The sequence below is a fragment of the Bradyrhizobium sp. USDA 4502 genome, from assembly GCF_054063355.1.
Map to the genome: position 1 here is coordinate 6,804,872 of NZ_JBSSGF010000001.1, position 14,441 is coordinate 6,819,312.

The 14,441-nt window shown below is 65.3% G+C and carries 11 protein-coding genes; 4 read left to right on the forward strand and 7 right to left on the reverse strand.

The window, feature by feature from the left end:
* Positions 1-6 precede the first annotated feature (6 nt).
* The 7 genes from ACVW1B_RS31810 to ugpB form a co-directional block, all read right to left on the reverse strand.
* Positions 7-186, reverse strand: a complete 180-nt coding sequence (locus ACVW1B_RS31810) for a DUF4089 domain-containing protein (protein ID WP_018269566.1) — start codon at positions 184-186, stop codon at positions 7-9.
* A 94-nt stretch (positions 187-280) separates the two neighbouring features.
* Positions 281-2,107 carry a dipeptide ABC transporter ATP-binding protein gene (locus ACVW1B_RS31815; protein WP_253606382.1) on the reverse strand — a complete coding sequence of 609 codons (1,827 nt, stop codon included), beginning with the start codon at positions 2,105-2,107 and terminating at the stop codon, positions 281-283.
* A 300-nt stretch (positions 2,108-2,407) separates the two neighbouring features.
* A complete protein-coding gene (locus ACVW1B_RS31820; RefSeq protein ID WP_253588692.1) occupies positions 2,408-3,307 on the reverse strand; it encodes an ABC transporter permease in 900 nt (299 codons plus the stop codon).
* A 3-nt stretch (positions 3,308-3,310) separates the two neighbouring features.
* Positions 3,311-4,324: an ABC transporter permease gene (locus ACVW1B_RS31825; RefSeq protein ID WP_253606381.1), complete on the reverse strand. Its 1,014-nt coding sequence runs from the start codon at positions 4,322-4,324 to the stop codon at positions 3,311-3,313.
* Between the two features lie 7 nt (positions 4,325-4,331).
* Positions 4,332-5,954 carry an ABC transporter substrate-binding protein gene (locus ACVW1B_RS31830; RefSeq protein ID WP_253606380.1) on the reverse strand — a complete coding sequence of 541 codons (1,623 nt, stop codon included), beginning with the start codon at positions 5,952-5,954 and terminating at the stop codon, positions 4,332-4,334.
* Positions 5,955-6,199: 245 nt separating this feature from the next.
* Positions 6,200-7,150, reverse strand: coding sequence for an aminoglycoside phosphotransferase family protein (locus tag ACVW1B_RS31835; RefSeq protein ID WP_253606379.1), 951 nt, complete (start codon positions 7,148-7,150; stop codon positions 6,200-6,202).
* A 163-nt stretch (positions 7,151-7,313) separates the two neighbouring features.
* A complete protein-coding gene (gene ugpB / locus ACVW1B_RS31840; protein ID WP_309145007.1) occupies positions 7,314-8,633 on the reverse strand; it encodes a sn-glycerol-3-phosphate ABC transporter substrate-binding protein UgpB in 1,320 nt (439 codons plus the stop codon).
* A 216-nt stretch (positions 8,634-8,849) separates the two neighbouring features.
* Here ugpB and ACVW1B_RS31845 point away from each other — a divergent pair, with 216 nt between their 5' ends.
* Genes ACVW1B_RS31845 through ACVW1B_RS31860 form a run of 4 tightly spaced genes read left to right on the forward strand, consistent with a single transcriptional unit; the run spans position 8,850 to position 14,359 of the window.
* Entirely contained in the window at positions 8,850-9,806 is a 957-nt protein-coding gene (locus ACVW1B_RS31845) for a TRAP transporter substrate-binding protein (RefSeq protein WP_253606378.1), read from the forward strand.
* A 34-nt stretch (positions 9,807-9,840) separates the two neighbouring features.
* The gene (locus ACVW1B_RS31850; RefSeq protein WP_253606376.1) at positions 9,841-11,907 is read left to right on the forward strand and encodes a sensor histidine kinase; all 2,067 of its coding nucleotides are present in this window, start codon (positions 9,841-9,843) and stop codon (positions 11,905-11,907) included.
* Complete coding sequence (locus tag ACVW1B_RS31855; RefSeq protein WP_092078609.1) at positions 11,877-13,625, forward strand: ATP-binding response regulator; 1,749 nt, start codon at positions 11,877-11,879, stop codon at positions 13,623-13,625. Before ACVW1B_RS31850 ends, ACVW1B_RS31855 begins: the two co-directional genes overlap by 31 nt.
* A complete protein-coding gene (locus ACVW1B_RS31860; RefSeq protein ID WP_076831064.1) occupies positions 13,622-14,359 on the forward strand; it encodes a response regulator in 738 nt (245 codons plus the stop codon). Before ACVW1B_RS31855 ends, ACVW1B_RS31860 begins: the two co-directional genes overlap by 4 nt.
* Positions 14,360-14,441: the final 82 nt, after the last annotated feature.

A 14,441-nucleotide genomic window follows, 5' to 3' on the forward strand; every position in this document is an offset into this window, starting at 1 on the left:
CTGATCTCAAGTCGAATAGACGGCGGCCGACACGACGTCGTCCGGCAGCGGGAAGTCATCGACCAGCCGCGCCAGCCGCAGCGAGACGTCGAGATTGGCGCGCACCGCCGGACGCCAGGCGTCCTCCAGCGGCAACGCCATCGCGCGGGCGACGGCGTTCATATAGTCGTCGAGATGATCGGTCATTTCGCTCCAATAACGATTTTGCGCATGATCTCCGCGCAAACGCATTCCGCGTTTGTCGCGAGGAAAACCGGCCCCCACTTTTCCGGATCATGCGTCAAGACACCGGCAGCGGCGGATGCGGGATCGCCGTCAGCAGCTCCCTTGTATAGGCATCCTGCGGATTGCCCAAGACGTGTTCGGATGTGCCCTGCTCCACGATGCGACCGGCGCGCATCACGATGACGCGATCGCACAGCAGGCGCACGACATTGAGGTCGTGCGACACGAACAAATAGCTCATGCCCATCGACTGCTTGAGGTCCTGCAGCAAATTGAGCACCACCGCCTGCACCGAGACATCAAGTGCCGCGGTCGGCTCGTCGAGGATGACGAGCTTCGGGTGCAGCGCGATGGCGCGTGCGATGCCGACGCGGGCCTTCTGGCCGCCGGAGAGCTGGTGCGGGAAGCGGTCCAACAGATTGACCGGCAGGCCGACCAGCCGCGCGAGCTCCTCGCAGCGGGTGCGGAGCGCGTCGCGCCCGCGGATGTCGCCGAGCTGCATGATCGGATCCGCGATGGCGCGCGCCGCGGTGAAGCGCGGATTGAGGCTGTCGGTCGGATCCTGGAACACCATCTGGATCTGGCTACGCCGAGGCAGCCGCGCGAAGGACTGCGGCGCGATGCCGCCGATGTCCTGGCCATCGAACATGATGCGGCCGGAGGTCTGGTCCAGCAGCCGCATCACCATCATCGACGTCGTCGACTTGCCGCAGCCGGATTCGCCGACCAGCCCGACGCTCTCGCCATGGTCGATCGAGAAACTGATGCCGTCGACCGCGCGGAAGATGTCCTCCTCGACCGGCGGCTTGCGCCCGAACAACTTTGCCAGCATCCCGCCCGCGCCCTGGCGCGGGTATTCCTTGACGAGCTTTTCGACTGATAGGAGGGGCTCCATCCGCCCCCTCTCCCCGTTCTTTACGGGGAGAGGGTCGGGGTGAGGGGCCGCATCCGCAGGCACGGCCCGTGGAGAGTCCCCCTCACCCGCCACGCTCTGGCGCGCGAGTGCGCTCCCGAGCGTGTCGGCCTCTCCCCGCACGCGGGGAGAGGCAAGCGAATCCTCCTCCGGCAACAGATCCCGGAGCGACACCCCGAGCCGCGGCGTCGCGCGCATCAGCTTCCGGGTGTAGGCATGCCGGGGCGCGGCGAAAATGTCGGCCGAGACGGCGGTCTCGACCACGCGGCCCTTCTCCATCACCACGACGCGGTCGCAATAGGCGGCGGCGAGGCCGAGATCATGCGTGATCAGGATCGTCGACATCGCCCGGCGCCGGGTCAGCTCGACGATCAGGTCCATCACTGCCTTCTGGGTGGTGACGTCGAGCCCGGTGGTCGGCTCGTCGGCGATCAGAAGCTGCGGATTGCAGGCCAGCGCCAGCGCGATGACGACGCGCTGGCACATGCCGCCGGACAGCTCGAACGGATAGGCATGATAGCGCTCGCGTGCGCGCGCGATCTTGACCTGCTCCAGCGCCTCGATCGCCTTCTCGCCGCGATCAGTGACCTGCGCCTGCTGCACATGCTGGCGCAGCACGTCCTCGATCTGGTGCCCGACCTTGCGGATCGGATTGAGCGCCGCGCGCGGATTCTGGAAGATCATCGAGACTTCGCGGCCGCGCAGATCGCGCATCTGGCTCTCCGAGGCAGACTTGACGTCGATGCCGGAGAACATCACCGAGCCCTCGGCGATCCGGCCGGCGCGATCGAGGATGCGCATCACGGCATAGGAGGTTACCGACTTGCCGGAGCCGGACTCGCCGACGATGCCGACAGTCTCACCCTTGCCGACCGATATGTTGACGTGCTGCACCGCCTTGACGATGCCGCGGCGGGTGGTGAACTCGACCGTGAGGTCGCTGACGTCGAGCAGCGGCTGGGCGGTCATGCGCACCTCTCCTCACAGGGTGCGTCATCCAAAAATCCGCAAAACAACCCCATGCAAAGGAGCGGAGCGGTAGCACGGCACCGGACCGGGACAGGCATCATGTTCTCCGCCTGTCCAGTGCGCCCCCTCGCCCCGCTCTTGCGGGGAGAGGGTTGGGGTGAGGGGCATCTATCGGCACGTACAACTGGCTGAGGAGTGCGCGGAGAGCCCCCCTCACCCGGTCCGCTAACGCGGCCCGGCCTCTCCCCGCACGCGGGGAGAGGCGAAGAAAGCGCGCATGCGTTAGCCAGGTCCACATCATCACGTCCTCCGCTGCGGGTCGACGATGTCGCGCAGGCCGTCGCCGAGCAGGTTGAAGCAGAACACCGCGATCATCAGCGCCAGGCCCGGGAACAGCGCGATCCACCACTCGCCCGACACCATGAAGCCTGCGCCCTCGGCGACCATGATGCCCCACTCCGCGGTCGGCGGCCGGACGCCGAGCCCGATGAAGGACAGGCCCGCGGCGTTGAGGATCGCATAGCCCATGGTCAGCGACATCTGCACGATCATGATCGGCATGATGTTGGGCAGGATGTGCCCGAGCAGAATGCGGTACTCGCCGTTGCCGGACAGCCGCGCCGCCTGCACGAAGCCGGCATTGCGGCGGACGTTTGCTTCTGCGCGTGCGACGCGGGCATAGAGCGGGAAGTTCACGATCGCGGTCGCGATGATGATGTTCTGCACGGTGTTGCCGAGCGCCGCGACGATGCCCATCGCCAGCACGAACAGCGGAAACGCCATGATGGTGTCGGCGATGCGGCCGACGATGCGGTCGGTCCAGCCGCCGAAATAGCCGGCGGCGATGCCGGCCAGCCCGCCCATCAGGAACACCAGCACGACGGAGGCGACCGCGATGAAGGTGTCGAGCCGCGTCGCGACGATGACGCGGCTGAAGATGTCGCGGCCGAGCTGATCGGTGCCGAACCAGTGCGCGGCCGACGGCGGCTTCAATGCAGCCGCGGTGTCGGAGGCGAGCGGGTCGTACGGCACCACGTAGGGCCCGAACAGCGCGGCAAACAGGATCAGGACCAGCAGCGCGAAGGCAAAGCCGGTGACCTTGTTTTCGCTCAAGACGTAGCGGGTCTGCTCAAAAGCAGCGGCAAGCCCCGACGTGCGGGCGGGTCCTGCGGGTTCGACGGTTGGAGCTACGGTGCTCATGCTCTAGCCCTCCAGCCTGACGCGGGGATCGATCACGCCGTAGAGGATGTCGATCACCAGATTGAGCAGCACGTACATGACCGCCATGGTCAGCACGAAGCCCTGCACCGGCGCGAAGTCGGATGCGATCAGCGCCTCGACCGCGTAGGAGCCGATGCCGGGCCAGGCGAACACCTTTTCCACCAGCACATTGGCGCCCAACAGGAACGAGAACACCATGCTGAGCGTGGTGATGACCGGCAGCATCGCGTTGCGGAAGGCGTAAGTGACGATCACCTTGCCGGGCGACAAGCCGCTGGCGCGCGCGGTACGGACGAAGTCGGACGCCAGCACCGCCAGCATCGAGGCGCGCGTCATCCGCGCGATCGGCGCCAGCGAGAAGATCGCGAGCGTCACCGCCGGCAGGATCAATTGGCTGAGCGCAGAACGAAACGCCTCGAAGTCCCGCGCGATCAGCGTGTCGATGAGATAGAAGCCCGTGACCGTCGGCGGCGCGCTAGCGAACACGTCGAGCCGGCCGAGCGGCGCCGGCGACCAGCCGAGCCGGAAATAGAACAGATAGACCAGCACGAGCCCGGTGAAGAACACCGGCAGAGACACGCCGGCCGTGGTGGTGACGCGGCAGAGATGGTCGATCCAGGAGCCCGGCCGCGTCGCCGCCAGCACGCCGAGCGGGATCGCGATCACGATGGAGACGACAAGGCCGAGCAGAGTGAGCTCGGCCGACGCCGGCAGGCGGTTGCGCAGCTCGGCCGCCACCGGCTGGCCCGTGGTCAGCGATGTGCCGAGATCGCCGTGGGCGAGATCGTTGGTGTAGCGGACGAACTGCTCGATCAGCGGCTTGTCGAAACCAAGCTTCTTGCGGATCTGGTCGACCGCCTCCTTGGTGGCCGCGGGGCCAGCAAAATACGTCGCGGGATCGCCCGGCAGCGCGCGCGTCAGCAGGAACGTCACGATCACGACCCCGATCAGCGACGGGATCGCGAACAGCAGCCGCTTGCCGATCATCGCAAGCATCAGCGCCTCACCCCTTCGCCATCGCGCGATAGTCGAGGCGGCGGTGGAACCAGTATTGGTAGCCCGTCACGTTCTTCTGCATCGCGACGTTGACGAAGGGCTGATAGAGCGGGATGCGCGGGATGTCGGCGAAGGCGAGATCGACGAAACCCTTGACGTCGGCGTCGTAGGCCGCGGTGTCACCATTCGCGGCGGCAATGCGTGCGCCGTCGATGAGCTTGTCCATCTCGGGCGATTTGTAGCTCATCGTGTTGAAGATCGAATTGTTGCCGTGATAGCACCAGTAGAAGAAGTACTCGGGGTAATCGAGCCAGCCCGAGAACACGTTGGTGAACAGCGGCATTTCCTTCTTGGTGAGCTCGGTGCGCCAATTGGCGCCGGGCACCTTGTTGATCGTGGTCTTGATGCCGAGCTGCGCCAGACTCTCCTGCACCAGCACGCAAAGCGGCTCGTTGACACCTGCGAAATTCAGGTCGAACGAGATCGTGGTCTCGAAACCGTTGGCGTAGCCGGCTTCAGTGAGCAGCGCCTTGGCCTTCTCCATGTCGGTGAAATACTTGGTCGGCTGCGGCCAGGCGACCTCGGTCGGCTTGTCCTTTGCCGCGCCGAACATCGGGTTGGCGAGACCGAACAGCACCGCATCCATGATCTTCTGATACGGCATCGCGTAGGCCATCGCCTGCCGTACCTTGGGATTATCGAACGGCGGCTTGGTCACGTTCATGCCGATATACTGGATGCCGTTGGAGAACGGCAGCGAGACCACGCTGAGCTTGCCGTTCGCCTTCATCTCCTGGAAGTCCTTGAACGGCAGCTCATAGGAGATGTCGGCGTCGCCGCGCTCGAGCAGCGCGCGACGGTTGCCGGCCTGCGGCACCATGCGCCAGATCACGCGCTTGATCTTCGGCATCGGACCGCAGACCCACTCGTCGTTGCGCTCCATGACGACTTCGGTGCCGGCGGTCCACTTGGTCACCTTGTAGGCGCCGGAGCCCGCGGTCTGCTGCTTGGTGAATTCGAGGCCCCACGGATCCTTCTCGCTGGCGTTCTTCTTCACGAGCTCGGAATTGACGACGCAGGGCACGATCACAGCGAGGTCGGGGATCGTCAGCTTGTCCTTCTTCAGGAAGTCGACGCGCACCGTGGTGTCGTCGACGACCACGAACTGCTCGGGCTTGGTCAGCGAGCCCGCGCTCATCTGGAAGGTCGGAAAGCCGCCGACGCTGACCGCACGGTCGAGCGACCATTTGACGTCCTTCGCCGTCACCGGCGTGCCGTCATGGAATTTGGCGTTCTTGCGCAGCTTGAAGGTGACCGACATGTCGCCGATGTTGAAGTCCTCGGCGAGCTCGGGCTTGAACTTGTCGCGGTTGTAATAGGGCACGCCGCCCGGACCGCTCTTCATCTCGTGGCTGATCAGGCGGTCGTAGCAATTCCACGACACCTCGTAGCCCGGCACGTTGGTGCCGACGCCGTGGATATCGAGATTGTTGGGGCCGCCTTCGGAGACGATCAGCAGCGTCTCGGAGCGCGCGTCGGCCTTGGCCGGCGACCAGATCGCGGGCGCGGTCGGCGCCAGCGCCCCCGCCGCCAGTCCAGACACCGATTTGAGGAAATCGCGACGCTTCATGTGATGCTCCAACGCCTTGGGAAACGGCCTTGGAACTCAGATCGCAAGGATTGTGCCAACCCTTAATGAAACTTATGTCCTGCTAATGCCTTGCCGGAGCAAGGTAAAACGTCGACCGGTATCCCGGTCGGGCAAGCTCTCAGATCGCCAATTGCATACAAAGACGGGCTATATGCTCAATAGATGAGCAGAAAATGACTCCTGCTCGCTTTGTGGCCGCAATGGATGTCGCGCGCTGAAGAGCGCTAATCCGGCCAGATCAGTTCCTGTAATTGCACGAAGTCGTCGACCCGGTCCGGCCAGCCTTCGATGCAGATGTGCCGGAGCGGATCGCTGGCAGAGTGCAGCATCAAGAGTGCCATCAGCCGCCGCTTCAGGGTGAACGTCACATCAGTGCGCGAGATGCCGAAACCATCGAACAGGCTGCGCACCCGGCGCGGATGCCCGGCGGCCATGAAGGCGCTGGGGCCGAGCAGGTCGTACTCGCCCCATCCGGTCCGGACGTCGCCGAAGTCGAACAGGCCGGCGACGTGCCAGCCGTCGGCCCGGCGCCCGAGCAGAAAGTTCTCCGGGATGTATTCGCCGGTCAGGATCACCGGCGGCGCGTTCATCGGGATCAACTCAGTGGCGTCACGCAGCAGATCATCGAGCGAGGCGAGCAATTTCGCCGGCAGGCCGAGCCGCTCATGCCGCGCCCGGCACTGCGCGATCTGCCCGCGCATGAAGGCCTCCCAGTGCGGCTCGATCGCGCGCAGGCTGCCGGGCGGCACGCGCTGCACCTCGGCGATCACGGCCCCGATCTCGGCGAGCACGCGCTCGCGCTCGGCTTCCGACAGCGATGGCCACACTTCCGAGCCGACGGTGCCGGACAGGCGGGTGATGACGAGATAGGGCCAGCCGTCACGCTCGCCCTGCACGACAAGATCGGGAATCGGAATGCCGAGCCGTCCGCGCAACTCGGCAAGCGCGCCGCGCTCGGACACGAATTGCGGGCGCAGAAACGGCGGGAAGAGTTTGAGGATCAGGCCATCGTCCAGCCCGACAACCAGATTGGTGCCGGTCGAGAACACATGCGGCGCGACGCACGACAGCCCGTGGCCATCAGCAATATCGCGCGCGACCGGCAGCCAGCGCGACGTGTCGCTGCGCCAGGCACGGTAGCTGTCGTAGTCGGTGAGGAGAGGAAGGGATATCATTTCAAGGAATCTCTTAGCGGAATCTATCCCCGTCATCCTGAGGTGCGAGCGGAGCGAGCCTCGAAGGATGAATCGGCCCGACTGGTGGCCGTCGATCCTTCGAGACGCCGCTTCGCGGCTCCTCAGGATGACGGAGAAACAGTTTGAGCAGCTTGGATGCCCCTCACCTATCCGGATTGGCGCGCTCGAACTGGCGCAAGAGGCGGTTGCCGCGCTCGACGGCGTTGTCCATCGCGGCTTGCGCCGATCGCTTGCCGGCGAACACCTGCTCGAGCTCCTCCTCGATCACGTCGCGGATCAGGACGAACGAGCCGAGGCGGATGCCCTTCGAATTGTCGGTCGGCGGCTTCAGCGTCACCTCCTCGATCGAGATCGAGGCGCCGGGATTGCGATCGTAGAAACCCTGCGCGCGAGTCAGATCGAATGCGGCGCGGGTGATCGGCAGGTAGCCCGTGTTCTGGTGCCAGGTGGCCTGCACCTCCGGCCGCGACAGATAGGCGAAGAACTTCGCCACGCCGGCATATTCGGCGCGCGGCCGGTCGCGCAGCACCCACAGCGTCGCGCCGCCGATGATCGAGTTCTGCGGCGCGCCCTGCACGTCGGGTTCGTACGGCATCATGCCGTAGCCGACCTCGAATTTGGAATTGGCCTTGATGTCGGCGCGCGTGCCCGACGAGCCGATGAAGATGCCGCACTCCCCTTTCTGGAAGCGCGGCTCGGCCGCCTGCCCGCGGCCGCTGTAGTCGAAGGTCTTGTCGGCCTGCCACTGCGCGAGCTGCGCGATGTGGCGAACCACCAGCGGATTGTTGAAGATCAGCTGGGCGTCGAGCCCGGAAAACCCGTTGGCCTTGGTCGCGATCGGCAGATTGTGGAAGGCGGAGAAATTCTCGACATTGATCCAGGACGGCCACGACGTGGTCAGGCCGCACATCGCGCCCGCCGCGCGCAGCCGCTTGGCCGCGACGCCGAGCTCCGGCCAAGTCCTCGGCGGCACACTCGGATCGAGCCCGGCGGACCGGAACATATCCTTATTGTAGTAGAGGATCGGCGTCGAGGCATTGAACGGGAACGACAGCATGTTGCCGTCGACATCGGCATAGTAGCCGGCCACCGCGGGCAGATAGGCCGACGGCGCGAACGCCTCGGACTGATCGCGCATCAGCTCGAACACCGGATAAATCGCGCCGCGGGCCGCCATCATGGTTGCGGTCGCGATCTCGTTGACCTGAACGATCGCCGGCTGGCTGCGCGATCGGAAGGCGAAGATCGCCGCGGTGACGGTCTCGGTATAGTTGCCCTTGTAGGCGGGCACGATCCGGTAGTCGGATTGCGAGGCGTTGAAATCGGCGGCAAGCTTCTCGAGCTGCTTGCCGAGCTCGCCCGACATCGCGTGCCACCACATGATCTCGGTGGCCGCCCGCGCCGGCGACACAAGCAGAAGAGCCGCGACGACGAGGTACAGGAGCTTCAAAGCGAACTTCACGACGAGCCGTTCCCGGATGCCAACACGCCCTCATAAGGCGCTACAACCGCAGATTCAACCGACACCGCAGGTTGCACCGCGGATTTAACGTTTGGCCGATGGCGAACCAGCGCCATTCTGCTAAAAATGCGTTGAACCTTTTCTTCCCGCTCAGGACACAATTCACAAGGGGAATAGTAGCCTGTGTACCGCCGCGCCGGCCTTTCGCGGATAACGATGCTTGCCGTCGCGCTGTCATGGGCAGCGGTCCCGGCGAGCGCTTTCGCGCGCGAATTTCGGACCGCCGATACCCAGAATGAGGACTATCCGACCGTCCAGGCGCTGAATTACATGGACCGCCTGATCGCTGAACGCACCGCCGGCCGGCACCGCATCGTGGTCTTCCATTCCCGCCAGCTCGGTGAGGAGAAGGAGACGCTGGAGCAGACCCGGGCCGGCGCCATCGATTTGAACCGGACCAATGTCGCGCTGATCGGGACAATGGTGCCGTCGGTCAACGTGCTGGCAATGCCGTTCCTGTTTCGATCGCCCGAACACCTGCAAACCGTGCTGGATGGACCGATCGGCAGCGAGATCCTGAACAGTCTCGGGGATCACGGCTTCGTCGGGCTGGCCTTCTACGATTCCGGCGCCCGCTCGATCTATAACAGCGTGCGCCCGGTGCGTTCGCTCGACGACCTCAAGGGACTGCGGGTGCGCGTGCAGCAATCCGAACGGATGTCGGACATGGTGCGCGCGCTCGGCGCCCAGCCGGTCCAGATGCCCTACGGCCAGGTGCTGACCGGATTCGCCACCGGGCTGATCGACGGCGCCGAGAACAACTGGGCGTCCTTCGTCACCACCGGTCACTACAAATATGCCGGCTACTACACGCTGACCCGGCACACTTTCAGTCCGGACGTGCTGCTGATGTCGCAAAGGGCCTGGGCCAGCCTCTCGCCGGAGGAGCAGGCGATCTTCCGCGAGGCCGCGCAACGCTCCAGCGCCTACATGCGCGAGAGATGGCGCGAGCTCGAGGAGCGTTCGCGCAAGCAGGCGGAGCTGGCCGGCGTCAAGATCGTGACCGACATCGACCGCAAGCCGCTCGAAGCCGCAATGGCCGGCATCTACGCCAGGGCCGAGCGCGATCCTGCGATATCAGCGCTGATCGAACGCATCCGCAACATGGAGTAACCGGATCTTGGACGCACCAGAGCAGGACGGGACTGTGAGACGGCGGGCGGCCTTCGGGCCGCAGGGCCGTTTCCGCATCGTCCAGTTGCTGCGTGCGGTCCCGATCCGCTGGCGCATCCTTTCGATCGCCCTGCTCAACTCGGCGGTCGTGATCGTGCTGGCGGTGCTGATCTGGAACGGCTCGAAGGTGCTCGGCTCGGCCTGGGAGGATGTCCGCCAGGTGCGGGAATCCGACAAGATCCTGGCCAAGCTCGAAAGCGAGACCAGCCGTCTGCAGAACCTGATCCATCGCTACATCAATCAGCCGAGCCCGGACCTGTTCGCGGAAATCCTGCTGCTCCGCGAGGCCGTGCTCGGCACGCTGACCAACCGGGCCTCGACCGACCCGATGCTGTCAGGCTCGGTCGAGCAGCTGGAGCGGGTCACCAGCCGTTTCCTCGACGGCTTCGGCGAACTGCGCACCGTGCAGACCAGGATCGCCAAGACCTATGACGAGCAGGTGCTGTCGCCGACCAAGGACATGGCCGGGCTCTATTCGATCATCGAGGGCGCGACCGGCCATCGCGATGCGCTGATCTGGCCCGCGCTCGGCAAGTCGCGCGAGGCGTTCACCTCGCTGCTGGTCGCCGCCAACGCCTACTACCTCTCGCTTGCCTCCTCGTCGGCCGAGGAAGCCCGCCGCAACATCGATACGATCGAGCGGACGATTCCGGTCATGACCGATCTGGCCGAGAACGATCTGCAGCGCATGGCGCTGGCGCGGCTCAAGGTCAAGACCGCCGAGCTGCGCGACGGGCTCGGCAAGCTCAGCGAGCAGCTCACCAACCGCACCGATCTGCTGCGCAACTCGATCGACGCCAGCCAGGCCGATGCGATCGGCGCGATCGACGATCTCTCGGTGAAGATGCGCCAGCGCGAGCAGAAGGCGCAGGAGACGTTCGACAAGACGCTGACCTCGATCTCGCGCCGGGTGCTGTCGATTGCCGTGATCTTCCTCGGCGTCATCATGTCGGCCGGCGTCATGATCGCGCTGTCGATCCGGCTGCCGCTGGCGCAGATCATGGCCGCGATGCGCACCATCACCTCGGGTGACCTCGACCGGCCGGTGCAGGGCACGTCGGCCAAGGACGAGGTCGGCGCCATGGCGCGCGCGGTCGAAGTGTTCCGCGAAAACGCGATCGCCAAGCGCAAGACCGAGGACGAGCTGCGCACCGCCAAGGAGGAGGCCGAAAGCGCGCTGCTCGAGCTCAACACCGCGCAGCAGAACCTGATCGATGCCGAACGCCTCGCCGCGCTCGGCGGCCTCGTTGCCGGCGTCGCCCACGAAGTCAACAATCCGATCGGCATCAGCCTGACGGTGGCGTCGAGCTTTGCCCGCCGCAGCGAGATGTTCGAGAACGATTTGAAGACCGAGCCGCTGCGCCGCTCCAAGCTCGACGAGTTCGTCCGCGCCTCGCGTGACGCATCGCAGCAACTGGTCTCGAACCTGACGCGCGCCGGCGAGCTGATCCAGTCGTTCAAGCAGGTTGCCGTCGACCGCTCGCATGCCGAACGCCGCCAGTTCGCCTTGAGCGAATCCACCGACCAGATCGTGGCGAGCCTGCGGCCGGTGCTGAAGAAGGCCGCGATCGCGCTCTCGGTCGATGTGCCCGAGGGGCTCTTGATCGACGGCTATCCCGGCGCCTATGGGCAGATCTTAACCAATCTTTTCCTCAACGCCGTCAATCATGCCTTTGCCGATGGCCGCTCCGGCACCATCACCATCTCGGCGCGCGGGCGCGGCGCTGACGATGTGGAGATCATCTTCGCAGACGACGGGGCTGGCATGACGCCGGACGTGCAGCGGCAGGCGTTCGACCCGTTCTTTACGACGCGCCGCAACGAAGGTGGTACGGGCCTTGGCCTCCACATCGTCTATAACCTCGTCACCCAGCAGCTCGGTGGACGCATGATGCTGGAGTCAAGGGTAGGACAAGGCACCACTTTTCGCATTATCATGCCCAGGATCGCCAAGGGGGCTGCCAAGGGCGAGCCCACGATCGCTGACGCAGCAGCCGACGGAACCAGTCAATGGCCGAACAGGACGATGTCCTCCAACTGATCGACGATACCGAGAGCCCCCAGGAGGACTCGTCGGCCCGCAAATGGAAGATCGCCGTTATCGACGACGATCACGCCGTCCATGAAGGCACCCGCTTCGCGCTGAGCGACTACAACCTGAACGGTTCGACGCTGGAGATCCTCTCGGCCTACTCTGCGGCCGAAGGCCGCACGCTGATGCGGGACAACCCCGACATCGCAGCCGTGCTGCTCGACGTCATCATGGAGACCGACGTCGCCGGCCTCGAGCTCGTCGAGTTCATCCGCAACGAGATCAAGAACGAGACCGTGCGCATCATCCTGCGCACCGGCCAGCCCGGCCAGGCGCCGGAACGGCGCGTCATCGTGCAATACGACATCAACGACTACAAGGCGAAGACCGAGCTCACCGCCGACAAGCTGTTCACGTCGCTGACGGCCGCGCTGCGCAGCTACCAGCAGCTCGAGCGCATGGTGCAGACACGGCGCGGGCTCGAGATCATCATCGACGCGGCCTCGACGCTGTACGATTTCAAGTCGATGCAGCGGCTGGCCGAGGGCGTGCTGACCCAGCTCGCCTCGCTGCTCAACGTCGACTGCGCCGGCATTCTGGTGCTGCGCGACGACGGCAATTCGGCGGCTGCCGATTTCTCGGTGCTGGCCTGCTCGGGCTGCTACAGCCGCTTCATCGGCACCACCTCGTCGAAGGCGCTCGATCCGGACCTGCGGCACATGGTGGAGGAAGCATTCCAGCGCCGCAAGAACGAGTTCGCCGACCACCGCAGCGTGCTCTATTCGCGCACCGGCAGCGGCCGCGAGGTCGTGGTGCTGCTGCAGGCCGAGCGCCAGCTCTCCGACACCGACCGTGCGCTGGTCGAGATCTTCTCGAGCCGGCTGTCGATCGCGTTCGACAATGTGATCCTCTACCAGCAGCTGCACGAGGCCAACACCCAGCTCGAGGACCGCGTCGCGCAGCGCACCCGCGCGCTGATGCAGGCCAACCGGCGGCTCTCGGCGCAATGGCTGCGGCTGCAGCGCGCCAACGGCTTCAAGAACGAAATCCTCGGCACCGTCGCTCACGATCTGAAGAACCCGCTCGGCGTGATCCTCGGACGCACCGAGATGCTGACCGAACTGATCGGCGCCGGCTCGCCGAAGGAAAACGTCACGTCGCAGGTCGAGCACATCAGGGACGCGACCAAGCGGCTGACCTCGATGGTCGACCATCTGATCTCGGACGCGATGGCCGACGCCTTCGACATCACCATCCGCCGCGAGCCGGTCGACGTCGCGGCCCTGGTCAACGAGGTCACCGAGGCGAATTTGCCTTCGGCCGTCAACAAGCAGCAGAGCATCTCGGTCTCGGGGCCGCAGCAATTCGTCACGATGTGCGACGCTGACCGGATTCGCGAGGCGATCGACAACCTCGTCAGCAACGCCATCAAGTACTCGCCGATCGGCGGCAAGATCACGGTCACGGTCAGCCATGAGGGCGACGACACCGTGATCCGGATTGCCGACCAGGGCCCCGGCCTCAGCCCCGAGGATCTCGGCCGGCTGTTCGGCCGGTTCCAGCGGCTGTCGGCCAAGCCGACCGCGGGCGAAAGCTCGACCGGGCTCGGCCTTTCCATTGTCAAGCGCATCATCGACATGCATGGCGGCCATGTGACCGCGCAGAGCCCGGGCCCCGGACAGGGGTCGACCTTTACGGTTACACTGCCGGCAACAGAGACATCATGAGCCAGAACCCGCATATCTTCATCGTGGACGATGAGGCGCCGGCCCGCGAAATGGTCGGCGATTACCTCAAGATGCACGGCTTCGGCGTGACGCTGTGCGATGGCGGCAAGAGCCTGCGCAAGGAGATCGAGGGCTGCACGCCCGATCTCGTGGTGCTGGACCTCAACATGCCCGAGGAAGACGGGCTGTCGATCATTCGCGACCTCAAGAGCAAGATCAACGTCCCCGTCATCATGCTGACAGCTACTGCCAGCCCGATCGACCGGGTGGTCGGGCTGGAGCTCGGCGCCGACGACTACGTGGCCAAGCCCTGCGAATTGCGCGAGCTGATGGCACGCATCCGCTCGGTGCTGCGGCGGAGCGGGCCGGCGAAAGCGGCGGCGCCGGAACCGGCGAACGCGAAGGCCGAAAAGGAGCAGCTGGTTCGGTTCGGCACCAAATGGCTCGATCTCGAGGCCCAGGCGCTACGCGACGACGAGGGCAACGAGCATCCGCTGACGGCCTCCGAATTCGGCCTCCTGAAGGTGTTCGCGGCCAACCCGAAGCGGGTGCTGTCGCGCGAGCGGCTGCTGGAACTCGCCAATGCGCGCGACGCGGAGGCCTTCGACCGCGCCGTCGACCTGCGCATCATGCGCATCCGCCGCAAGATCGAATTCGACCCGACCAAGCCGTCGGTGATCCGCACCATCCGCGGCGGCGGCTATCTGTTCTCGCCGACCGGCGACAAGGCGTAACGTCGTCGTCCCGGCGCTATTCCCGTCATCCTGAGGAGCCGCGCAGCGGCGTCTCGAAGGATGCACGGCCCGGCTGGTGGCC